The organism is Vibrio sp. V10_P2A27P122, from assembly GCF_963874335.1.
GTDB classification, from domain to species: Bacteria; Pseudomonadota; Gammaproteobacteria; order Enterobacterales; family Vibrionaceae; genus Vibrio; species Vibrio anguillarum.
Window position 1 is genome coordinate 1 of the sequence record NZ_CAWNHY010000258.1, and the last position, 20831, is coordinate 20831.

Below are 20831 nucleotides of genomic sequence, written 5' to 3' on the forward strand. Positions count from 1 at the left end.
CGGTTGCTCCAGTTGAGATTTATGAATGAATCAGATGAGTTATCTAAGAGCAGTTGTGAGCCGATATTAAAAGGCAAAGCATGGAAGCTGATGTGGCTAAAGCTAGAAAGAAAAGGGCTACCGAAGGAAGCTCCGGACATATCATGGGCTTACAGAGGTATTGCTCGATTAGGGGGTTGGAAGAATACAAAGCGAACGGGTCGTGCTTCTATAAAGACATTATGGCAAGGATGGTTTAGGTTACAAACCATCCTTGAAGGGTATGAACTGGCTAAGTCTCTTGATTCACCAGACTTGTGATCAAGAGACAGGCCTAAGCTTCCCTTTTTAATGCAGTGTGTGCATAAATTATCGAAAATTAAGCGATAACTTTAGCAACAACACCAGCACCTACTGTACGACCGCCTTCACGGATCGCGAAACGTAGACCTTCATCCATCGCGATTGGAGCGATTAGCTCTACAACCATTTGGATGTTGTCACCTGGCATTACCATCTCTACGCCTTCTGGTAGAGAGATATCGCCTGTTACGTCCGTTGTACGGAAGTAGAACTGTGGACGGTAGCCTTTGAAGAACGGAGTATGACGGCCGCCTTCATCTTTAGACAGTACATACACTTCTGACTCGAACTTAGTGTGTGGAGTGATTGAACCTGGTTTCGCTAGTACTTGACCACGTTCTACTTCATCACGCTTAGTACCACGTAGAAGTGCACCAACGTTCTCACCTGCACGACCTTCGTCAAGCAGCTTACGGAACATCTCAACACCTGTACAAGTCGTTGTGATTGTGTCTTTGATACCAATGATCGCAACTTCATCACCTACACGTAGGATACCGCGCTCGATACGGCCAGTTACTACTGTACCACGACCTTGGATTGAGAATACGTCTTCGATTGGTAGTAGGAATGCTTGGTCTACTGCACGCTCAGGCTCTGGAATGTAAGTGTCTAGCGCTTCAGCAAGTTCAATGATTTTCGCTTCCCACTGCTCTTCGCCGTTTAGTGCGCCTAGTGCAGAACCTTGGATAACTGGTAGGTCATCACCTGGGAAATCGTACTCAGATAGAAGCTCACGAACTTCCATTTCTACTAGCTCTAGAAGCTCTTCATCATCAACCATGTCACATTTGTTCATGAATACGATGATGTAAGGAATACCAACTTGGCGACCAAGTAGGATGTGCTCACGAGTTTGTGGCATTGGGCCATCTGTTGCAGCAACAACTAGGATACCGCCGTCCATTTGCGCAGCACCTGTGATCATGTTTTTAACATAGTCAGCGTGTCCTGGGCAGTCTACGTGTGCGTAGTGGCGTGCTGGTGTATCGTACTCTACGTGAGAAGTATTGATTGTAATACCGCGCTCGCGCTCTTCTGGAGCGTTATCGATAGATGCGAAGTCTTTCGCTTCACCACCGTACACTTTTGCAAGTGTAGTACAGATAGCAGCAGTTAGAGTTGTTTTACCGTGGTCAACGTGGCCGATAGTACCAACGTTTACGTGCGGTTTCGTACGTTCAAATTTTGCTTTAGACACGATCGTGTTCCTTCCTAGTTATGATTCGTCTTGAGTCACATATAGCTCAAGACGCGCCAGAAATTGCTATTTTATGCGCCAACTCTCATCAGCGCAATAGATTCGTTATTAAACAAATAACAGTTAACCACGTTCTGCAATGATTGCTTCTGCAACATTTTTTGGCACATCAGCGTACTCTGCAAACTCCATGGAGTAAGAGGCGCGACCCTGAGTGGCAGATCGTAAGTCTGTTGCATAACCAAACATTTCCGATAGAGGGACTCTAGCATGGATAATCTTAAGGCCTGCATGGCCTTCATCCATACCTTCAATCATGCCGCGACGACGGTTTAAGTCACCCACAACATCACCCATCCAATCTTCTGGAGTAGTTACTTCAACTTTCATCATTGGTTCAAGAAGAACAGGCTGCGCTTCTAAAGCACCTTTCTTGAACGCCATCGAACCAGCAATCTTAAACGCCATCTCGCTTGAGTCGACATCATGATATGAACCATCGAATAATGTCGCTTTCACATCCAGAATCGGATAACCAGCTAACACACCGTTGTTCATTTGCTCTTCGATACCTTTCGCAACCGAGCTGATGTATTCCTTAGGAATCACACCACCAACGATTTCGTCGACAAAGACAAAGCCTTCGCCGAGTTCCGCAGGTTCAATCTTAAGCCAAACGTGACCATATTGACCACGACCACCAGATTGACGAACGAACTTGCCTTCTACTTCCGCTTTTCCACGGATAGTTTCGCGGTAAGCCACTTGTGGTTTACCAACGTTACAGTCCACACTGAACTCACGCTTCATGCGATCAACAATGATGTCTAGGTGAAGCTCACCCATACCAGAGATCAACGTTTGACCTGTTTCCTTATCGGTTTCGACACGGAAAGATGGGTCTTCCGCCGCCAGTTTACCTAGCGCAATACCCATTTTTTCTTGGTCAGCTTTAGAGCGAGGCTCTACCGCAATTTGAATCACTGGCTCAGGGAATTCCATGCGCTCAAGAACCACTTTGTGGTCTGGGTTACATAGCGTATCGCCTGTCGTGACATCTTTTAAGCCGATCGCAGCCGCAATATCGCCAGCACGAACTTCTTTAATCTCTTCACGTTTGTTGGCATGCATCTGTACGATACGACCAAAACGTTCTTTTTTCTGTTTCACTGAGTTGTAAACGGCATCGCCAGAGTTCACCACACCAGAGTAAACACGCATGAAAGTCAATGTCCCAACAAATGGGTCAGTGGCAATCTTAAATGCAAGTGCCGAGAAAGGTTCGTTGTCGTCAGCGTGACGTTCTACTTCGTTCTCGTTTTCATCCACGCCTTTAATGGCTGGTACATCTACCGGTGAAGGCAAATATTCAACAACCGCATCCAATACCGCTTGTACGCCTTTATTTTTAAAGGCACTACCACAAGTGGCCAATACGATTTCATTGTTAATGGTACGAGTCCGTAGCGCTTGTTTGATTTCCGCTTCTGTCAGCTCGCCGTCTTCAAGATACTTTTCCATTAACTCTTCACTAGCTTCCGCTGCCGCTTCTACTAGGTTGTTGTGCCATTCTTCGGCCAACTCAAGCATATCTTCTGGAATGTCTTCGTAAGTAAACGTCATGCCTTGATCGGCTTCATTCCAGTTGATGGCTTTCATCTTGATAAGGTCGATGACACCTTTGAACTCTTCTTCCGCACCAATATTTAATTGAATAGGAACAGGAGTCGCACCAAGACGATGTTTAATTTGGTTTACAACGCGTAAAAAGTCTGCGCCAGCACGGTCCATTTTATTAACGAACACCATGCGAGGAACACCGTATTTGTCAGCTTGACGCCATACAGTTTCAGACTGGGGTTCAACACCAGATGAGCCACAGAATACAACCACTGCACCATCAAGCACACGAAGTGAACGCTCTACTTCAATTGTAAAGTCAACGTGTCCTGGGGTATCAATGATGTTTACGCGATGATCTTGGAACTGTGCTTCCATACCACGCCAGAAGGTTGTCGTAGCAGCAGAAGTGATAGTGATACCACGTTCTTGCTCCTGCTCCATCCAGTCCATGGTTGCAGCACCATCGTGAACTTCGCCGATTTTGTGAGAAAGGCCAGTGTAGAACAGAATACGCTCAGTAGTGGTTGTTTTACCTGCATCTACGTGAGCACAGATACCGATGTTGCGGTAGCGCTCAATAGGAGTTTTCCGAGCCACGATTGTATCCTCTTACTAAGGTAATCCTTAGAGTATGAAAATGTGCTGCGAGAGAACCTCGCAGCACAGAAGGTATTACCAGCGGTAATGAGCGAATGCTTTGTTCGCTTCTGCCATACGGTGAACGTCTTCACGTTTCTTAACAGCAGTACCTTTATTTTCTGACGCGTCTAGCATTTCAGCAGCTAGGCGAGCAGCCATAGATTTTTCACCACGCTTACGCGCAGCATCAACTACCCAACGCATAGCAAGTGCGTTACGGCGAACCGGACGTACTTCTACTGGCACTTGGTAAGTTGAACCACCCACGCGGCGAGATTTAACTTCGACCGCTGGACGTACGTTTTCAAGAGCTTCTTCAAATACAGCTAAGTGACCTTTGCCAGATTTCTCAGCCATAGTGTCTAGTGCAGTGTAAACAATTTTTTCTGCAGTAGATTTTTTACCGTCAACCATAAGAATGTTAACGAATTTTGCCAGCAGTTCAGACTTGAACTTTGGATCTGGAAGGATCTTACGCTGACCAATAACGCGACGACGTGGCATGGATATTCTCCGTTGTCTTTTTCAGGTTATCCAAAACTTTTCAGTTTCTTCAAAAATTAAATAATTTAGTGTTTGGCCTTACTTAACGGAAATCCATTAAGATTTAGGACGTTTCACACCGTATTTAGAACGAGCTTGTTTACGGTCGTTTACGCCTGCACAGTCAAGTGCACCACGGATTGTGTGGTAACGCACACCTGGAAGGTCTTTTACACGACCGCCACGGATAAGAACAACTGAGTGCTCTTGAAGGTTGTGACCTTCACCGCCGATGTACGAAGTCACTTCGAAGCCGTTCGTTAGACGAACACGACATACTTTACGAAGTGCTGAGTTAGGTTTTTTAGGTGTAGTAGTGTAAACACGTGTACATACACCACGTTTTTGTGGGCACGCTTCTAGTGCTGGCACGTTGCTTTTAACAACTTGCTTTACACGAGGATTGCGGACCAACTGGTTAATAGTTGCCATTAACTAGCTCCTGAATTTACTTAAAGTAAGCTTTGTGAAAAATCTAGTCCCTAGTGCACTTAGTACAAATAGGGACGCAAAATTCTATGCAGCAGTGAGAGGTGTGTCAAGAAATATACAGATCTTTTTTAACCACCATAAGTAAAGGGTGGGTAATAGAGGGGTAATAGTGATAAGAAAATCTACCAAGTGATTGATTTTTCATAGTTAGTAGTAAGTTCAACCAAACCAGAGAAATCCACTTTGGTAATTTGTACTGAGCAGAGATCCTGCACCCCACGCGCGCAGAGATCCTCAAGTAAGACATAAACCCTGTTCAGATCGTTGAGTAGTAAAAAAGAGCCCGCACTAGGGTTACTCATATAAACCGCTTCTTCAACCAAGATAATACTATCCTCAGCCAAACAATAACGCTGCGCTAAGGCCAGTTTTGCCGTGTCTTTTACAATATGCAGCATAGGTACACCTTAGAACGTTAGTACTTGATCGCACTCGTGAAGTAACTGAGCGATTTGCTGAGGCGATTTTTTTTCAACATCAATGACCCATTGAGCCGATGCTAACCCCAACTCTTCAACGCTTTGCTCACACAGATAAAGGTGTTCAATATCGTATAACTCAAGCAGTTTAAACGCACTGATGTAATCACGGCTAAGCAGTTGTTGCGGTGATTGGTTGGCGACGATTTGCGTCACGCCAAGCCCAACAAAAAAGAGCGAGATCGCATCACAATAGGCAGAGGCTGCCAGTACAGCATCCAGCCCTTCTCTTCCAGCCGAACTAGAATGAGGCGAAGAATGAAAAACAAAACCGATTTTTTTCAAAACTGTACCACTCGATCTTGAGTTAATAACGCTTCAGCTAAGCTTCCTAACCCAGTTTGTGCAAAACCTTGTGCCAAATTATGCGCAGTGAGCTGGTGTTGCTGAGCTTCATTTTCACTGATAATGCCACGACGTAACGCTGCAGCAACACAGGTTTCTAAGCGTACATGGTGTTCAGTAGACAGCTTCTGCCATGCTTTCACAAGATCAAACTCATCGTTCGCAGGCGCGGTGATCGCAGAGCCATTGAAAACACCATCTTGATAAAAAAATACTTGCTTGAGTGAATGCCCTTTTTCTAGCAATGCACAGGCAAACAGATAAGCACTACGCGCTGCCTGTGTGCCATACACTGAGCCATTGACCAATAATGTGTAACTCAATACTGGCTCCACTAACATTCATCTCCGGTCTTGCGTTGGCGAATGTAGAGATAGACAGTATGTTTAGAGATATTGAGCCGATCAGCTACGCGGTTAATCGCATCTTTGATGTCAAAAATGCCTTTGTCGTACAACTCCATCACAATCTGACGATTCTTGGTATTGTTAGACACTGATTTATCGGCGTTGATCTCTTCAATTGTACGCTCTACCGTCTGATCCACCAGCTCTTCAACATCACTGGCAAAGTTAACCGATGAGGCGGCTTCCTGAGCTTCCTGAGTCGGCATGAATGATTGCAGAACTTGTGAGAACGGAGCATCTAAATTGACGTTGATACAAAGTAAGCCAATGACTCGGTTATCACCATTACGAATCGCGACCGTAATCGATTTCATCAACACGCCACCCTTGGCGCGAGAGAAATACGATCGTGAGAAGTTACGCTCCGATCCTTCAATATCTTTCAACATACGCAGTGCAAGATCAGTGATCGGGGAACCCACTTGACGTCCCGTGTTTTCACCATTGGCAATTTTAATCGCCGAGGTATTGAGATCTTCCAATGAGTGCAGAACGATCTCACAAAAAGGACCAATCAGGCTGGCGATACCGTCAACCACAGCTTCATAAGATCGAAGAATGATTTTATCGTGATCACTAAATGGCATCACGTGCACGGATTCCATTTCAAGCAACATATCCGCGTTTAAAGTTTCTGTCGTTGTCACTGTTATCTAGCCTTAGAGCGAAAAATCAACAAATTGACGTAAGTTTATCAGAAAATTTTAATCGAAAACTCTGTTAAGTCACTAACAAGTGATTTAGAACAACTAATTAGTGAGTCGTTAGAGACAGAAAAGGCCTGATTCATCAGGCCTTTGAGCTGGTTACAACGGTTCAACAATGGCTGATATTATTTAGCCGCATCGCTACCGTTATCAATTTTTAGCAACTCCACTTCAAACACAAGTGTTGAGTTTGCTGGAATAGTCGGTGTGTCTTGCTCACCGTAAGCCAGTTGCGGCGGGATAACAAACTTGTATTTTGCTCCCACTTGCATCAGTTGCACACCTTCTGTCCAACCAGGAATAACCCGATTGAGTGGGAATGTCGCTGGCTCACCACGATCATACGAGCTATCAAATTGAGTACCGTCAGCCAGTGTCCCTTTGTAATGCACTTGAACAGTATCGGTCTCTTTTGGTGACTCACCTTTTGCTGGCGTCAGTACTTGGTACAGTAAACCAGATTCAGTTTTCTTTACGCCATCTTGTTTTTCAAATTCAGCGCGGAATTCATCACCAGCTTTTTCAGCAGCAGCCGCTTTTTCAGCGGCTTTCGCTTGCATGGTTTCAGAAACGCGTTTATCTAGAGCTTCTAGCGCTGCGCGTGTCTCTTCTTCACTCAACTCAGCATTGCCCGCAAAGACATGTTCAATCCCTTTTAGAACCAGATCTTTATTCAGATTGATACCAATTTCGGCTGGTTTTTCAATGCTGGTGCTGAGGTAATTTGCAAAAGAGACGCCAATCGCGTAAGCCGCTTTGTCATCTTCTGTTTTAAAGTGAACCGTTTTTCCCGCTTCCGTTTGTACTTGTTCTGCTGCAGGTGCTGCTTCAGTTTTCGGGGCTTCATCTTTCTGGCAGCCAACTGCAAGCATGACGGTTGCCGCAAGCAGTGACACTTTAAACAATGATTTCATTTATTTCTCCAATTTGTAGGCAAACCTTTTGTTATTACGCACAAATTTCGGTGAAAAACTGGTGCGCTAAACAGAGTTGTACCAATATAGCGATATGTTGATAGATTGTCTTTACACTCAAAGCGGATAATTAGACTTGATGCGAATAATTTCTCATTCAATCCTAGGTTGCATTGTCATCTTGATGTTAAATGGCTGTTTTTTCTCTAACAGCGATGTACAACGTTGGGATATAGAACCAAACGGTTCGACCAGTTTCGGTTTAAGCCGCGATGGTCGTTTTGCGCTACTCTATTCCAAACAAAGACAACTCGTTCTATGGGATCTTGAACAAAACAAAACCTTAGCCGAATTGGGACCTCAAGACCCACAAGCCAATACCGTTTCTCATATTCGACTCTCCGATAATGGCCGTTTTGCCGTGACCGCTAGCCAAATTAACTTTGCCGTATGGGACTTAGGTTGGACACAAGCTCAAGGTTTGTGGTCCATCTCCGATGGGCTGATCCGAGACATTGACATTGCCAATAACGGAAAACAAGTTCTACTCGGTTTATCCAATGGTAAAGCGATTTACGTCGATTTAGTCACTGGACGTCGACTAGAGTTCCTTGCTCATCGAGAAAAAGTGAATTCTGTCGCCCTATCGCCCAATGGCCGCTTTGCTCTGACGGGAGGTAATGATTATTTTGCCTACCTTTGGGATACGCAAAGTGGGCAAATTTTACGATCGTTTGAACATGAGCAGCGGGTGAATCGAGTAGCGCTGCAGCGAGAGGGAAAATTAGCCTTTACCTCCGATGGTGGTAATCAATCCATTATTTGGGATCTCTCCTCGGGTAAGGAACAGGCGAAATTGCGCAGTTTTTCACGACAATTGATTTTCTCTACGGCGCGTTTTTCCGATGATGGCAGGTTGCTTGTGACAGGGAATCCTTCAAGCCAAGTCGCGGTTTGGGATACTCAAAGTGGTAAAAAACAGCAAGGATTCGAAGTAGAACCGCTAAAAGATGCTCGCCCACCCACTGCGGTGGTGTATGATGCGGCCTTTGATCATCAGCAACGAATTATTACCGGAAGCTCTGCAGGTATTGCTCAAGCTTGGAAACTCGACGATTAGTTATGAACGATAAGTATATTCAGCAATTAGAACAGCGTGTTAGTGACTTGGAATGCCAACTTGCTTTCCAAGAACAAACCATTGATGAACTCAATCAAGCATTATCAACACAGCAGCTCATGCTGACGAAAATGCAAGACCAAATGAAATATGTGGCTGGTAAAGTCAAAAATATGGATGCCTCACATTTAGCGGATCCATCAGAAGAGACTCCACCACCTCACTATTGATATTGATAGACTGGTAATAATAAATCGGTTACCGCGCTATTGTGCATCACTATCGTGCGAAGTAGTACGCAATGATGCCCCCAGCAACGACGAGACAACCACCGATGCGGCGCAGTTGATGATCGGGCTGGTGGCTGAGCTCTGCCACCATCTTTCTCCAGCCATTAGGGGCGATTAACGGTCCAATACCTTCTGCAATTAACACCAGCCCCACAGCAAGCCAGATTGAATTCGACATAGTGCCTTCTCTCTTAAAGCCATAAACGACAAAGGCTCCCTGAAGGAGCCTTTGAATAAACAACGGTCAATTATTTCGTTGTCAAACCTTTGGTGTTATTCATGTACTTGAAGAAATCACTCTTAGGATCAAGCACCAAGATATCACTCTTCTCGCTAAATGATTTCTCATAGGCTTTCAGCGAACGTAAGAACCCGTAAAACTCAGGATCTTTACTGTACACATCTGAGTAAATCTTCGCTGCTTTAGCATCAGCATCACCGCGAGTTACGCGAGCCGTTTTATCCGCTTCCGCTAAGATAGTCGCCACTTCAAGTTCAGCTTGAGCACGAATGACTTCGGCTTTTTCACGACCTTGAGAGCGGTGTTTACGAGCTACTGACTCACGTTCAGCACGCATACGACGATAGATAGACTCACTGATCTCATCTGGGAGGTTGATTTTCTTAATACGGAAATCAACCACTCTCACGCCTAAATCTTTCAGTGCGCCTTTACGCGTATCTTCCAACACATTTTCCATCACTTGGTCACGCTGACCATCGATTTCCAATGCTTGTTTCGCAGCCTCAGTCGTGACGACTTCATCATCAGCACTTTCCGGCAAGACATCTTTATTACGTGGGCCTGAAACAATTTGTTTTATTTCACGAGAACCGATTTCAGAACGAAGAATGTCTGTCACTTTACGCTCTAACAGTGCTTGTGCCGTCAATGCATTGCCACCACCCGTTGCCAAGTAGTATTGACCAAAGTCTTCAATACGCCATTTGACATAGGTATCGATGATCACATCTTTTTTCTCTGAAGTCACGAAACGGTCAGAGCGGCCATCCATTGTTTGGATGCGCGCATCTAACGTTCTTACTCGATCAAACAGTGGCATTTTAAAATGCAAACCCGGTTCGTAGATTCGAGCAATTTCATTGTTATCTTTCAGAATACGACCGAAACGGACAACAATACCGCGCTCACCTTCAGGAATCACAAACAGCGACATCAACATAAATACCAGTGCAATCACTAATACTGGGATCATTAACTTACGCATTACTAGTATCTCCCTTGACGTGTATTGCTAGAGCGAGACGGTGTATTACCTGTATCACTGCTGGTTGGTGAATCAAGCTCTATCTGATCATAGGTTGATGATGATTTATCTTGACGTTTGGTGTCATTCTTACTGTCTTGGCCTGTAATTCGATCCAACGGTAGATAAAGCATATTGCCACTGGATTCTGAATCAATTAGCACTTTAGATGTGTTTGAATACACCTCTTCCATAGTATCTAGGTAGAGACGATTACGTGTCACATCTGGCGCGGCTTGATACTCAGGGAGCAGTTTTTCAAACTGTGCCACTTGACCCAATGCTTCGTTAATCGTGCGTTCTGTATAACCTTGCGCTTCTTTCTTCAAACGTTCTGCTCGGCCTGTTGCTTTAGGCAGGATTTCGTTCTTATACGCTTCAGATTCACGAATGAAACGCTCTTCATCTTCTCGCGCCGCAATCGCATCATCGAACGCATCTTTCACTTGCTCTGGCGGACGAGCCGACTGGAAGTTGACATCGACAATCATTAAGCCCATATCATAGCTATCAATGATTTGATTCAAGGTCGTTTGGGTACTTTGACGAATTTGCTGACGGCCACTGGTTAAGATACTGTCCATCAAAGAATCACCAACCACGGCACGTAATGCTGAGTCAGTTGCTTGGCGTAAGCTATCGTCAGCATTAGTCACACGATACAAGTACTTGTATGGATCAGACACGCGATATTGTACATCCATGCCAACAGTGACCACGTTTTCATCTTTGGTTAGCATCAAACCCGATGCACGTAGTGAGCGAATCGCTTGTACGTTAACGGCCGTCACTTCATCAACAAAGCGAGGACGCCAGTTCAAACCTGGATCAACGATGCGATCATACTTACCTAAGCGCAGCACGACGCCACGCTCAGCTTCACCAATCGTATAGAAACCAGAAAAGAACCACACCGCAACTGCGATTGCAGCAATGACTCCAAAGCCAATTGCGCTACCACCAGAGAATGAAGGGCCTTTACCGCCTTTCTTACCAAATCGTCCGCCCAGTTTCTGGCTCAGTTTATTGAAAACCTCATCCAAATCTGGCGGTCCTTGATCACGGCCACCTTTATTTTTGTCACCACGATTATTACCCCAAGGGTCATTATCGCGGCCATTGTTGCCGTTGTTATTACCGGGCTCATTCCACGCCATTAGAAAGCTCCATCATTTGATATGACGTTATACTGTAGCAGTCCTTCAAGTAACTATAAAGTCACGTAAAACTGCTTCTTCTCTTTTTTCTAGTCTAAACCAATCAACTTGCTGCATACGAATGTTAATCAACAAATTACCATCTGGATCATATTCTTCTTGTTGAATACATTTCATTTGTGAAAATGCACTACGAATGCGACCTTGGTGCAGTGGTGGAATACACAATTGATATTGAATGACTTGACTCGCTAATCGCTCTGTCAATGCTTCGAAAAGCAGATCAATACCTTGTCCATCCATGGCTGATAACCACACGGTTCTCGGTATTCCCTCATCATCTTTTTCGATGCGAGGTTGTTGGCCTTCTAGATTATCGATCTTGTTCATGACGACAAGCGTTGGCACCTCATGGGCGTCAATCTCTTCTAATACATCATGGACGGCTTTGATATTCTCACGAAAACGCTCATCACTGGCATCAACAACATGTAACAAAATGTCAGCTTCTTGAGTTTCTTGTAACGTGGCTTTAAATGCTGCAACTAAATCGTGCGGCAGATGACGAATAAATCCTACGGTGTCAGCGAGAACGGCAGTACCAACGTCCGCCAATTCGATTTTCCGCAAGGTAGGATCTAGGGTTGCAAACAGTTGATCGGCTGCATAAACCCCAGCTTCAGTAATGCGATTAAATAACGTTGATTTCCCCGCATTGGTATAACCCACTAGCGATATGGTGGGAATCTCAGCTCGATTTCGAGCTCGGCGTCCTTGTTCTCGTTGCTTAGCGACCTTCTCTAAGCGGCGTAATATCGCTTTAATACGTTCACGCAATAAACGTCTGTCGGTTTCTAGCTGCGTTTCACCAGGTCCACGTAAGCCTATACCGCCTTTTTGTCGCTCAAGGTGCGTCCAACCACGAATTAATCGTGTAGAGATGTGGCGCAATTGTGCCAGCTCTACTTGCAACTTCCCTTCATGGGTTCGTGCTCGTTGGGCAAAAATATCGAGGATGAGGCCAGTACGGTCAATCACTCGACATTGGCATAGTTGTTCAAGATTACGTTCTTGGGCAGGAGAAAGGGCGTGGTTGAAGATCACCACATCCGCTTCAACAAGTTGAACCGCATGCGCTATCTCTTGGGCTTTGCCCTCACCGACATAATATTTAGGGTGTGGAGTTTGACGGCTGCCAGTAATAATTTGCAGTGTCGACACTCCAGCAGAAGAAACCAGCATTTCACACTCGCTGAGATCATCCCACTCACCCTTTTGCGTGAAGTTGATATGAACAAGTACCGCTCGCTCACCGGCTTCGTAACGGTCAAACAAGCAACCAACTCCTTTGTAAGTAAATAATACTAATCAGAGAATTACTCTTCTGATTTGTCTGATGGACGATCAGACCCAGTGCGTGGCTCAGCAGTGTGGTGGCTCACTGCACGTGCAGGAACAACCGTTGAAATCGCATGCTTATACACCATTTGATTGACTGTGTTTTTCAGTAAGATCACAAATTGATCAAAGGATTCAATCTGACCTTGAAGCTTAATTCCGTTCACAAGGTAGATGGATACTGGAATGCGCTCACGACGTAGTGCATTTAAGAATGGGTCTTGTAGAGATTGCCCCTTAGCCATTTTATTTTCCTTATTTGTATTTTGTTGTAGTTATTTAGCTAGTGGTGCACTGCATTATTGGTGCGGCCTTTGCATCTGAGCTAAATGAATAAAAACCCCGTTGCTACTTGTTATGACGGCGATAATGCCAAATATCAAGTAACGGATCCTTTACAGGGTACATCACGCAAAAGCGATCACATTATACACAGCTAACTCCATCAGATGCTATGGCATTTGAGAGAGTTTCTACTGCATGATCAATGTTTTCGCTATCTAACCAAGTTAAATCATCCCAGCTGCGTAACCAGGTGATCTGACGCTTGGCCAATTGACGGGTTGCACAGATTCCACGATATACCGCTTCCTCTAACGTACAATTCCCATCCAAATAGTCCCACATCTGTCGATAACCAACACAACGAATCGATGGCAAATCCGGATGAAGATCATTTCGAGCATAAAGTGCTTTCATTTCCTCTTCAAATCCAGCTTCGATCATCTTTTCAAACCTGAGTTCGATTCGACGGTGGAGCTCAGCCCTTTCCTTGGGAGCTATAGCAAACTGCTTAACTCGAAATGGCAAGCTTTCACCTTTCGTTTGAGTTAACTCTGTAAGAGTTTTACCTGAAATTCGGTAAACTTCCAATGCTCGTGACAATCTTTGTGGATCATTAGGATGAATTCTTGCCGCCGAAACCGGATCAATCGTTTGTAATTGATCGTGTAACTGACCCCAACCATGCTCCAAAGCCTCTTGCTCAATTTGTTGCCGTATCTCAGGGTTAGCCGCAGGAAGTGGCGAAAGCCCTTCAAGTAGAGCCTTGTAATACAACATAGTTCCCCCAACGAGCAGAGGAATTTTACCTTGCGTGGTAATATCATGCATTGCAAGTAATGCATCGCGACGAAAATCTGCCGCCGAATAGGCTTCACTTGGATCCAAAATATCGATCAGACGATGAGGTGCGAGTGCCAGTTCATGCGCATTAGGTTTGGCGGTGCCAATATCCATGCCTTTGTAGATCAGCGCCGAGTCGACACTGATGATTTCCACTGGGTATTTTTGGCGCAAACGAATCGCCAAATCTGTTTTACCTGATGCGGTCGGGCCCATTAAAAACAGAGCCAATGGTTGTGTTTGATTCATCATTCTTTTAATTCGTTATGCCAACAAGGCCGCTATGGTGGTAGAAAAATCAACGGGGCGGACGAAACTTGCATCATGAAGAGGAAGTTGCCCTTGCCAAAGCTGTTCAAGTTCCGAAATCATTTGGATGGCTTCAGACAAAGTGTAGTCACTTTTCACCACAGTGATGTGTTCAGCCAGCCAATCGGCAACAAGATCCACCGTAATAGGTTCATCATCAGCCGTAAAATTAGCGGACACGTAAGATAGCAGATCTGGGATTAAGTTTTGCAGGTTTTGTTGCCTCAACGGTTGAGGTACGCCCATCACCATGATGCTTGAACCATGACGTTCTTTAAGCTCAATCCCTAGCGTATTCAACATCGGCTGGCAATGCGCTAACGCTTGATGTTCTTGTGCTGAGAGCTTTATGGAGAGCGGCACGAGTAAGGGTTGGCTTTTCAAGCCGCCTTGTTCGGTATGCAACTGGCCGCGAGTTTTCAGCCATGCTCCTTTGATAAGAGAAAGCAATACGACGCCCTGTTTGGACCCCATTAACAGGTACTGCCCTTTGATTACCGCAATAGCTTTACCCAACTGTTCGAGCTGCAGCATTTCACCTTGATCTTGATGTGCGATAGGAGAAAGTTCGACTGCTGAAGCTGGCGGTTGAGTTGCCATCAGCTCTTGATAGAGCTTCACTTCCCCGCTCAAAGGTGAGCCCGTTGGCTGGCGCTCAGCTTTCGCCCGAGAAGAAGATGGAGAGCCGTTTTGCTGCCAATGGCTACGCTTTGGCGTTTCAGCTATGCCGTGCGCGGTTGTACTTTCTCGCTCAGCTTTTCGTGGATAAGCGGGAGTGTTGTCAATCGCTTGCCACACTTGCTCTGGAACGGTGTTATGCCCCTCAGTTTCTTGGCACACACTATCAATTGCAGTGTCATTCTCAATGCGATCCACAGTCTCCGCATCGGGCTGATGAAAAGCCGATGGTTTGAGCTGCGGCTTTTCAATGTGTTTGCTTTCAGCCAGTGCACTACTGAGTGCTTGATAGATAAAATCATGCACTAATCGCGCTTGATGGAAACGCACCTCATGTTTCGCGGGATGGACATTCACATCCACTTGATGGGGATCGAGCTCAATGAAGAGTACATAAGTGGCGAACTGATCGCCTCTCAGGCTGGTTTCATAACTTTGCCGGATAGCATGATTAATCAGCTTGTCACGCATCATCCGCCCATTAACATAGCAGTATTGCAAATCACTCTGCTGGCGCGCGCCTTCTGGAGTCGTTATCCAACCATGCAAGCGAAGCCCTTGATGTTCCAACTCAATGTTCAGCATATGGCGAACAAAAGCGTTGCCACACACAGCCGCGATTCTTTTTTCCTCTTGAGCGGCCGTTTTAGCCGCTCGATATTGACGTACCATCTTGCCGTTATGGCGCACATTGATGGTGACATCAAACCGGCTCAAAGCAATGCGTTTTAGTAGCTCATCAATGTGAGTAAATTCTGTTTTCTCTGTGCGTAAAAATTTGCGCCGAGCGGGCGTATTAAAGAACAGATCGAGCACTTCGACAGACGTTCCAATCGGGTGTGCGGTTGGCTGCAACTTAACCGCCATATCTCGACCTTCACTGTATGCTGCCCAAGCCTGTTCTTGCGTGGCTGGACGAGACGTCAATGTAAGCCGAGAGACTGAGCTAATACTCGCGAGCGCTTCTCCACGAAAACCTAAGCTGACGATCGCCTCTAAATCATCCAAGGTGTGAATTTTAGAAGTTGCATGGCGGCTTAAAGCGAGCGCCAATTCCTCTTTTACTATCCCTTGTCCGTTATCGCGCACACGAATAAGCTTCGCACCTCCCTTTTCGATATCGATATCGATACGAGAGGCGCCCGAATCCAAGCTATTCTCCACCAGCTCTTTAACGACAGAAGCCGGTCTTTCAACCACTTCACCTGCGGCAATTTGGTTAGCAAGACGTGCGGGTAGAATCTTAATCGTCATACTCATTACTACTTATTGGGAATGATCAACACTTGCCCTATGGCGAGCTGATCAGACCGAAGTTGGTTTACTTGGCGAATACTATTCAGACTCACTTGATATTGGCTGGCAATTTTGCTCAAAAACTCGCCTTTTTCAACTTTATGCTTACGCAGCGGCTTATCCTTCAAACTCACCGTTATCTTCAGTTTCTGCCCCAGCGTTAAGGTGTCTGAACGCAAGTTATTCTCGCGTTTAATCGCATCCACACTCACTTTATACGTGCTCGCTATCTTGCCCAAATACTCGCCAGATTTCACCACATGCGTAACAATTTCCGTTTCTACTGGGTTGCTGACCACAGGAACACGAATCGGAGCTGACGTGGCCGGAATCGTTAAGATTTGACCAATCGACAAATTGGCATTTTTTAGTTTGTTGGTTGCGATTAATGCTTGAGTCGAGGTGCCATATTTATTAGCGATAACCGAGAGTGATTCCCCACGCTGCACTTTGTGCTTTTGCGTCTTACCACGATTAGCAAACAGAGTGCCCTCGGGTGGGTTTTCTTCAAAATACTTGACGATGGCGGTTGCCAATGCGCGAGCCAATTTATCTTGATGCGAGCGCTGAAATAGCAATTGTTCCTCGGTAGGGTTAGAAATAAAACCCGTTTCAACCAACACCGAAGGAATATCGGGCGACTTAAGTACCGCCAAACTTGCGTTGACTGGCTCTGCTTTATGTAAGTGGGCTACTTTTCCCATTTCGCCTAGCAGATGAGTTGCCACCTTGTAACCCTCTTTTTGCGAGTGACTAAATTGCAAGTCCAGCAAGGTTTGACTAACGTTTCGATCGCTATTGTTTTTTGCCAGCACTTCACCAGCCCCACCTAACAGTTCTGATTGCTGTTCGTGGTTCTCAACCCAGCGAGCTATTTCCGTATTCGCACGCTTGGTATTTAACACAAACACCGAGCCCCCTCTGGGTTGCGGGGTATGAAACGCATCGGCGTGAATGGAGACAAGTAGGTGTGACTTATTACGGCGCGCAATTTCAGAACGTTTATTGAGATTGACAAAGTAATCGCCACTGCGTGTCATGACCGCCTTCATTCCTGGAACGGCGTTAATTTGATCTGCGATCTTCTTGGAGATACTTAAGGTGGCATTTTTTTCATATTTTTTGGTCGGGCCAATCGAGCCGGGATCTTCTCCGCCATGACCAGCATCAATAGCCACCACGATATCCTCGGTTCCTAATAACTGTGAAGCGTCTCGGCTTACTTTAGTTTGGCTGGCCGGTTTTACTGTCGCCTTGTCGCTATCCAAATTGTGGGGTAAATCAACCACCAAACGATGCCCATACTGACCACCCGGCGTTGGCGCAAGTTTAAATGGCTGAGGGTTCACTTTGCGCTGTAACTCAAACACCAAGCGATACGTCCCTTTCTCCGGAGGCGAGCTATTACGAATTTGCTTGAGAACAGGGCTATCCGTGACTTTAAGCGGCAATTTTGTATTAAGCGTGGTGTTTTTCAAATCCACCACCAAACGCTCGGGGCTGCTTAAAGTGAAATAGCTATAATCCGCTTCAGTTTTGAGATCGATAACCACTCGAGTTTCATCTGGAGAAGGCCAAACGCGCACGCCTTCTAATGCATTCGCGTGCGCCGTTGAAGTAAATAAAGCACAGCACCAAACCGCAAGGGATAGAGTTATCGTTCGTAACAAATGGATGATGTTCAACATAACTCCAACTGACTCAACAATGAGGATCCATAGGGGCTGTTTGCACTCAGAAAAGCTTGCCTTTGTTCGCCATCGTAACGTAGCTCAACATCAATATCTGCGGTTGGAAGTAGACCGCTGCCTTTTTCTGGCCACTCAACAAGGCAGATCGCATCCGGTGTGAAATAGTCACGAATACCCATAAATTCCAACTCTTCCGGATCGGCCAAGCGATAAAGATCAAAATGGTATACTTGCCAATCGGCTAGTTGATAAGGTTCAACTAAGGTATAAGTCGGGCTCTTGACGTTGCCAACATGGCCTAATGCGCGGATGAAACCACGGCTGAAGGTTGTTTTCCCAGCACCGAGATCACCATGCAAATAAAGCGTGGTTTGCGCAGAGCATCGCTTAGCCAAAGCTGCGCCTAATTTTACCGTTTGCTGTTCGTCTTTTAAGGTAAAGATCTTAGTACTCATGAATTACCGCTCTCAAGTGTCGAAAATTGACTATATAAAAATCAAAAGAACTCGAATAGTAAACTGGGTTGGAATTGAGAGACAAGCTCTCTTCTGTAAGTAAAAGGAAAAAACTCGCTTTTTATGTCAGTTTAATCCACATCACAGACGATCATTTCCTAGATCCTCAATAAAGGATCCGTTAAGATCCTCGCCCCTTTTTGCAACGAGCTCATCGATAATGGACTACCAAGTACTGGCAGACAAAATTAAAATCTGGGCACGTGAACTTGGCTTCGAAAAGGTCGGGATCTGCGATATCGATCTCAGTGAGCACGAAGAGTCTTTGCAGAAATGGTTGGATGCTGGATTTCACGGTGAAATGGACTGGATGGCGCGCCATGGCATGATGCGAGCTAGGCCACATGAACTCCTTCCCGGCACCGTCCGTGTGATCAGTGCACGCATGAATTACTTACCCCCAGATGCTCGGTTTGCCAGTGATTTGAATAATCCCAATTACGCTTATATCAGCCGCTACGCTCTGGGGCGTGACTACCATAAACTGGTACGCAACCAGCTCAAAAAACTCGGCGAAAAGATTGAACAAGAAGTGGGGGCACTCGGTTATCGCCCTTTTGTGGACTCCGCCCCAATACTAGAGCGGCCTTTAGCACAAAAAGCTGGACTTGGTTGGACTGGCAAGCATTCGCTTATCCTTGATAAAGAGAGTGGTTCTTGGTTTTTTCTTGGTGAACTACTGATTGATTTGCCGCTGCCAGTCGATACACCAAGCAGTAATCAATGTGGCAAATGCACTGCCTGCATCACCTCATGCCCTACACAAGCCATCGTGGAAGACGGTGTTGTTGATGCTCGCCGATGCATCTCTTACCTCACCATAGAATATGATGGCGTAATTGCTGAAGAGTTTCGCAAGGCAATGGGTAACCGCATTTACGGCTGTGATGATTGCCAGTTGGTCTGCCCTTGGAATCGCTTTTCCGACCTCACTCAACAAAGTGATTTTCATCGCCGTCAAGCACTGGATGAACCAGACTTAGTTGAACTGTTTGCTTGGGATGAGGCCACCTTCTTACGTTATATGGAAGGTTCGGCTATTCGCCGAATTGGCCACCAGCAATGGTTGCGTAATCTTTCCATCGCTTTAGGAAACGCGCCATATTCACAACGCATTATCGCAGCGCTAAACACGAGGTTAGGCTTGTCTGATTTATTAGACGAACATATACATTGGGCGCTAGTAGAACAAAAACGAAAATCATCGGAGCCAGCGAGTGCATGCTCTAGCAATAAGAAGCAGCAGCGCTTAATTCGAATTGTCGAGAAAGGGTTACCGCGTGATGCGTAAAAAATGAGGTAATTGCATAACTAATGAGCACAGACTTTGATATGTATCTCAAAATACCAATTTGTGGACAAAATTTTAAACACGACACTGTTTTCTATAATTAAGAAAAGTTAGCCACATCAGCAATTAATGACAAGGATCAAAGATCTTGATATTAATGATCATACAGTTAGTTGACCTAATGGTGACAAAATAACAAAAATCAATTTAAAAACAATTAGTTACACAGAAAGACAGCAAAATTAGAGAACAGAGCCGCATTAAAAGATCTTTCACTGACGCTTACCAGCACTTCACTAAAAACACGTTATACACCAACTTATCCACAATTAATTTTTGTGGATAACTCTGTTAATGAATACGAATAAATAGCGACGAAAAGCCAGATTCTACAGAGACTAACCTGTGTATTGAAATTCAGCACGTAAGTTATCAAGACGGCAATAAATCCGCTTAGAACTGCAGATTATTTTTATTTTAGGGAGTTATGCTTCACAGCATTAAAGAAAGAGCATAAACCAAATACTGGTTTGAGTTCAGAGAATACTCTGAAAGAAGCTGGAACGACACATAACCGTTACCTCAACCTTGGCAAGGTTGCGCTCTACCAACTGAGCTAGTGTCGCAATGATTAATCGCATTCACGCTTAATCTGAATTTGGTTGCGGGGGCCGGATTTGAACCGACGACCTTCGGGTTATGAGCCCGACGAGCTACCAAGCTGCTCCACCCCGCGTCCGTATTGTGTCACCGTTAAGTACGATGAAAACTTACACTCTCTAACAAGAGAATTTGTAGCGACACACGAGGTTCACTTTCTTTAAACAAAGAGGCGTGACCTCAACCTTAACTAGGTTGTGCGGCGCTATTCTTTTCTTCGAAAAGAATTTGGAGCGACACACGAGGTTCACTTTCTTTAAATAAAAAGGCGTGACCTCAACCTTAGCTAGGTTGCGTGGCGCTATTTTTTTCTTCGAAAATAATTTGGAGCGACACACGAG

The 20831-nt window shown here is 45.3% G+C and carries 22 protein-coding genes and 2 tRNA genes; 4 read left to right on the forward strand and 20 right to left on the reverse strand.

The window, feature by feature from the left end; genetic code table 11:
- On the forward strand, window positions 1–300 hold a 300-nt coding region (locus AACQ17_RS12740), incomplete at its 5' end, for an IS4 family transposase (RefSeq protein WP_276206486.1).
- A gap of 58 nt (window positions 301–358) precedes the next feature.
- Here the strand turns inward: AACQ17_RS12740 and tuf are convergent.
- The 9 genes from tuf to fkpA form a co-directional block, all read right to left on the reverse strand.
- Complete coding sequence (gene tuf / locus AACQ17_RS12745) at window positions 359–1543, reverse strand: elongation factor Tu (RefSeq protein ID WP_013857920.1); 1185 nt, start codon at window positions 1541–1543, stop codon at window positions 359–361.
- Between the two features lie 123 nt (window positions 1544–1666).
- Window positions 1667–3763, reverse strand: coding sequence for an elongation factor G (gene fusA, locus AACQ17_RS12750; protein WP_010318928.1), 2097 nt, complete (start codon window positions 3761–3763; stop codon window positions 1667–1669).
- Between the two features lie 75 nt (window positions 3764–3838).
- Window positions 3839–4309 carry a 30S ribosomal protein S7 gene (gene rpsG, locus AACQ17_RS12755; RefSeq protein ID WP_013857921.1) on the reverse strand — a complete coding sequence of 157 codons (471 nt, stop codon included), beginning with the start codon at window positions 4307–4309 and terminating at the stop codon, window positions 3839–3841.
- A gap of 96 nt (window positions 4310–4405) precedes the next feature.
- A complete protein-coding gene (gene rpsL / locus AACQ17_RS12760; protein WP_010318930.1) occupies window positions 4406–4780 on the reverse strand; it encodes a 30S ribosomal protein S12 in 375 nt (124 codons plus the stop codon).
- A 182-nt stretch (window positions 4781–4962) separates the two neighbouring features.
- Window positions 4963–5238 (reverse strand): sulfurtransferase complex subunit TusB, encoded by a 276-nt coding sequence (gene tusB, locus AACQ17_RS12765; RefSeq protein ID WP_017048284.1) that lies wholly within the window; start codon window positions 5236–5238, stop codon window positions 4963–4965.
- Window positions 5239–5247: 9 nt separating this feature from the next.
- On the reverse strand, window positions 5248–5604 hold the full coding sequence (gene tusC, locus AACQ17_RS12770; RefSeq protein ID WP_013857923.1) for a sulfurtransferase complex subunit TusC: 357 nt from the start codon (window positions 5602–5604) through the stop codon (window positions 5248–5250).
- Window positions 5601–6005: a sulfurtransferase complex subunit TusD gene (gene tusD, locus AACQ17_RS12775; protein ID WP_010318933.1), complete on the reverse strand. Its 405-nt coding sequence runs from the start codon at window positions 6003–6005 to the stop codon at window positions 5601–5603. The genes tusC and tusD overlap by 4 nt, the downstream gene beginning before the upstream one ends.
- Entirely contained in the window at window positions 5999–6718 is a 720-nt protein-coding gene (locus tag AACQ17_RS12780; RefSeq protein WP_013857924.1) for a helix-turn-helix transcriptional regulator, read from the reverse strand. The genes tusD and AACQ17_RS12780 overlap by 7 nt, the downstream gene beginning before the upstream one ends.
- Before the next feature lie 185 nt (window positions 6719–6903).
- On the reverse strand, window positions 6904–7692 hold the full coding sequence (fkpA, locus tag AACQ17_RS12785; protein ID WP_010318935.1) for an FKBP-type peptidyl-prolyl cis-trans isomerase: 789 nt from the start codon (window positions 7690–7692) through the stop codon (window positions 6904–6906).
- A gap of 139 nt (window positions 7693–7831) precedes the next feature.
- Here fkpA and AACQ17_RS12790 point away from each other — a divergent pair, with 139 nt between their 5' ends.
- The gene (locus AACQ17_RS12790; RefSeq protein ID WP_026027456.1) at window positions 7832–8812 is read left to right on the forward strand and encodes a WD40 repeat domain-containing protein; all 981 of its coding nucleotides are present in this window, start codon (window positions 7832–7834) and stop codon (window positions 8810–8812) included.
- 2 nt (window positions 8813–8814) lie between these two features.
- Window positions 8815–9042, forward strand: a complete 228-nt coding sequence (locus tag AACQ17_RS12795; RefSeq protein WP_010318937.1) for a SlyX family protein — start codon at window positions 8815–8817, stop codon at window positions 9040–9042.
- Between the two features lie 49 nt (window positions 9043–9091).
- Here AACQ17_RS12795 and AACQ17_RS12800 read toward each other — a convergent pair whose 3' ends face one another.
- The 9 genes from AACQ17_RS12800 to tsaE form a co-directional block, all read right to left on the reverse strand.
- On the reverse strand, window positions 9092–9280 hold the full coding sequence (locus AACQ17_RS12800) for a DUF2065 domain-containing protein (RefSeq protein ID WP_019281081.1): 189 nt from the start codon (window positions 9278–9280) through the stop codon (window positions 9092–9094).
- A 70-nt stretch (window positions 9281–9350) separates the two neighbouring features.
- Window positions 9351–10331 carry a protease modulator HflC gene (hflC, locus tag AACQ17_RS12805; protein ID WP_094148010.1) on the reverse strand — a complete coding sequence of 327 codons (981 nt, stop codon included), beginning with the start codon at window positions 10329–10331 and terminating at the stop codon, window positions 9351–9353.
- A gap of 2 nt (window positions 10332–10333) precedes the next feature.
- Window positions 10334–11527, reverse strand: a complete 1194-nt coding sequence (hflK, locus tag AACQ17_RS12810; protein WP_013857930.1) for an FtsH protease activity modulator HflK — start codon at window positions 11525–11527, stop codon at window positions 10334–10336.
- Between the two features lie 45 nt (window positions 11528–11572).
- Window positions 11573–12862: a ribosome rescue GTPase HflX gene (gene hflX / locus AACQ17_RS12815; protein ID WP_010318941.1), complete on the reverse strand. Its 1290-nt coding sequence runs from the start codon at window positions 12860–12862 to the stop codon at window positions 11573–11575.
- A 41-nt stretch (window positions 12863–12903) separates the two neighbouring features.
- Window positions 12904–13170, reverse strand: a complete 267-nt coding sequence (gene hfq / locus AACQ17_RS12820) for an RNA chaperone Hfq (RefSeq protein ID WP_013857931.1) — start codon at window positions 13168–13170, stop codon at window positions 12904–12906.
- Between the two features lie 181 nt (window positions 13171–13351).
- Window positions 13352–14299 carry a tRNA (adenosine(37)-N6)-dimethylallyltransferase MiaA gene (gene miaA, locus AACQ17_RS12825; protein ID WP_026027457.1) on the reverse strand — a complete coding sequence of 316 codons (948 nt, stop codon included), beginning with the start codon at window positions 14297–14299 and terminating at the stop codon, window positions 13352–13354.
- 15 nt (window positions 14300–14314) lie between these two features.
- Window positions 14315–16297 (reverse strand): DNA mismatch repair endonuclease MutL, encoded by a 1983-nt coding sequence (mutL, locus tag AACQ17_RS12830; RefSeq protein WP_094148008.1) that lies wholly within the window; start codon window positions 16295–16297, stop codon window positions 14315–14317.
- A 2-nt stretch (window positions 16298–16299) separates the two neighbouring features.
- Entirely contained in the window at window positions 16300–18021 is a 1722-nt protein-coding gene (locus AACQ17_RS12835; RefSeq protein WP_094148006.1) for an N-acetylmuramoyl-L-alanine amidase, read from the reverse strand.
- Window positions 18015–18479, reverse strand: coding sequence for a tRNA (adenosine(37)-N6)-threonylcarbamoyltransferase complex ATPase subunit type 1 TsaE (tsaE, locus tag AACQ17_RS12840; RefSeq protein ID WP_010318946.1), 465 nt, complete (start codon window positions 18477–18479; stop codon window positions 18015–18017). Before tsaE ends, AACQ17_RS12835 begins: the two co-directional genes overlap by 7 nt.
- Window positions 18480–18699: 220 nt before the next feature.
- On the opposite strand from tsaE, the gene queG reads away from it, so the two are divergent.
- Window positions 18700–19830 carry a tRNA epoxyqueuosine(34) reductase QueG gene (queG, locus tag AACQ17_RS12845; RefSeq protein WP_029190010.1) on the forward strand — a complete coding sequence of 377 codons (1131 nt, stop codon included), beginning with the start codon at window positions 18700–18702 and terminating at the stop codon, window positions 19828–19830.
- A 559-nt stretch (window positions 19831–20389) separates the two neighbouring features.
- Here the strand turns inward: queG and AACQ17_RS12850 are convergent.
- Both AACQ17_RS12850 and AACQ17_RS12855 read right to left on the reverse strand, forming a co-directional pair.
- Window positions 20390–20456: transfer RNA gene (locus AACQ17_RS12850), tRNA-Gly, on the reverse strand.
- Window positions 20457–20489: 33 nt separating this feature from the next.
- Window positions 20490–20566 (reverse strand) — tRNA-Met (locus AACQ17_RS12855).
- Between the last annotated feature and the right edge of the window lie 265 nt (window positions 20567–20831).

Bases quoted from the DNA above. Each gene is read 5' to 3' on its own strand.
- rpsL (WP_010318930.1), bottom strand. From the start codon at position 4,780: ATGGCAACTATTAACCAGTTGGTCCGCAATCCTCGTGTAAAGCAAGTT.
- fkpA (WP_010318935.1), bottom strand. From the start codon at position 7,692: ATGAAATCATTGTTTAAAGTGTCACTGCTTGCGGCAACCGTCATGCTT.
- hfq (WP_013857931.1), bottom strand. From the start codon at position 13,170: ATGGCTAAGGGGCAATCTCTACAAGACCCATTCTTAAATGCACTACGT.
- hflK (WP_013857930.1), bottom strand. From the start codon at position 11,527: ATGGCGTGGAATGAGCCCGGTAATAACAACGGCAACAATGGCCGCGAT.
- tusD (WP_010318933.1), bottom strand. From the start codon at position 6,005: ATGTTAGTGGAGCCAGTATTGAGTTACACATTATTGGTCAATGGCTCA.
- AACQ17_RS12795 (WP_010318937.1), top strand. From the start codon at position 8,815: ATGAACGATAAGTATATTCAGCAATTAGAACAGCGTGTTAGTGACTTG.
- tusB (WP_017048284.1), bottom strand. From the start codon at position 5,238: ATGCTGCATATTGTAAAAGACACGGCAAAACTGGCCTTAGCGCAGCGT.
- miaA (WP_026027457.1), bottom strand. From the start codon at position 14,299: ATGAATCAAACACAACCATTGGCTCTGTTTTTAATGGGCCCGACCGCA.
- tsaE (WP_010318946.1), bottom strand. From the start codon at position 18,479: ATGAGTACTAAGATCTTTACCTTAAAAGACGAACAGCAAACGGTAAAA.
- AACQ17_RS12800 (WP_019281081.1), bottom strand. From the start codon at position 9,280: ATGTCGAATTCAATCTGGCTTGCTGTGGGGCTGGTGTTAATTGCAGAA.
- rpsG (WP_013857921.1), bottom strand. From the start codon at position 4,309: ATGCCACGTCGTCGCGTTATTGGTCAGCGTAAGATCCTTCCAGATCCA.
- queG (WP_029190010.1), top strand. From the start codon at position 18,700: ATGGACTACCAAGTACTGGCAGACAAAATTAAAATCTGGGCACGTGAA.
- mutL (WP_094148008.1), bottom strand. From the start codon at position 16,297: ATGAGTATGACGATTAAGATTCTACCCGCACGTCTTGCTAACCAAATT.
- AACQ17_RS12835 (WP_094148006.1), bottom strand. From the start codon at position 18,021: ATGTTGAACATCATCCATTTGTTACGAACGATAACTCTATCCCTTGCG.
- AACQ17_RS12790 (WP_026027456.1), top strand. From the start codon at position 7,832: ATGCGAATAATTTCTCATTCAATCCTAGGTTGCATTGTCATCTTGATG.
- hflC (WP_094148010.1), bottom strand. From the start codon at position 10,331: ATGCGTAAGTTAATGATCCCAGTATTAGTGATTGCACTGGTATTTATG.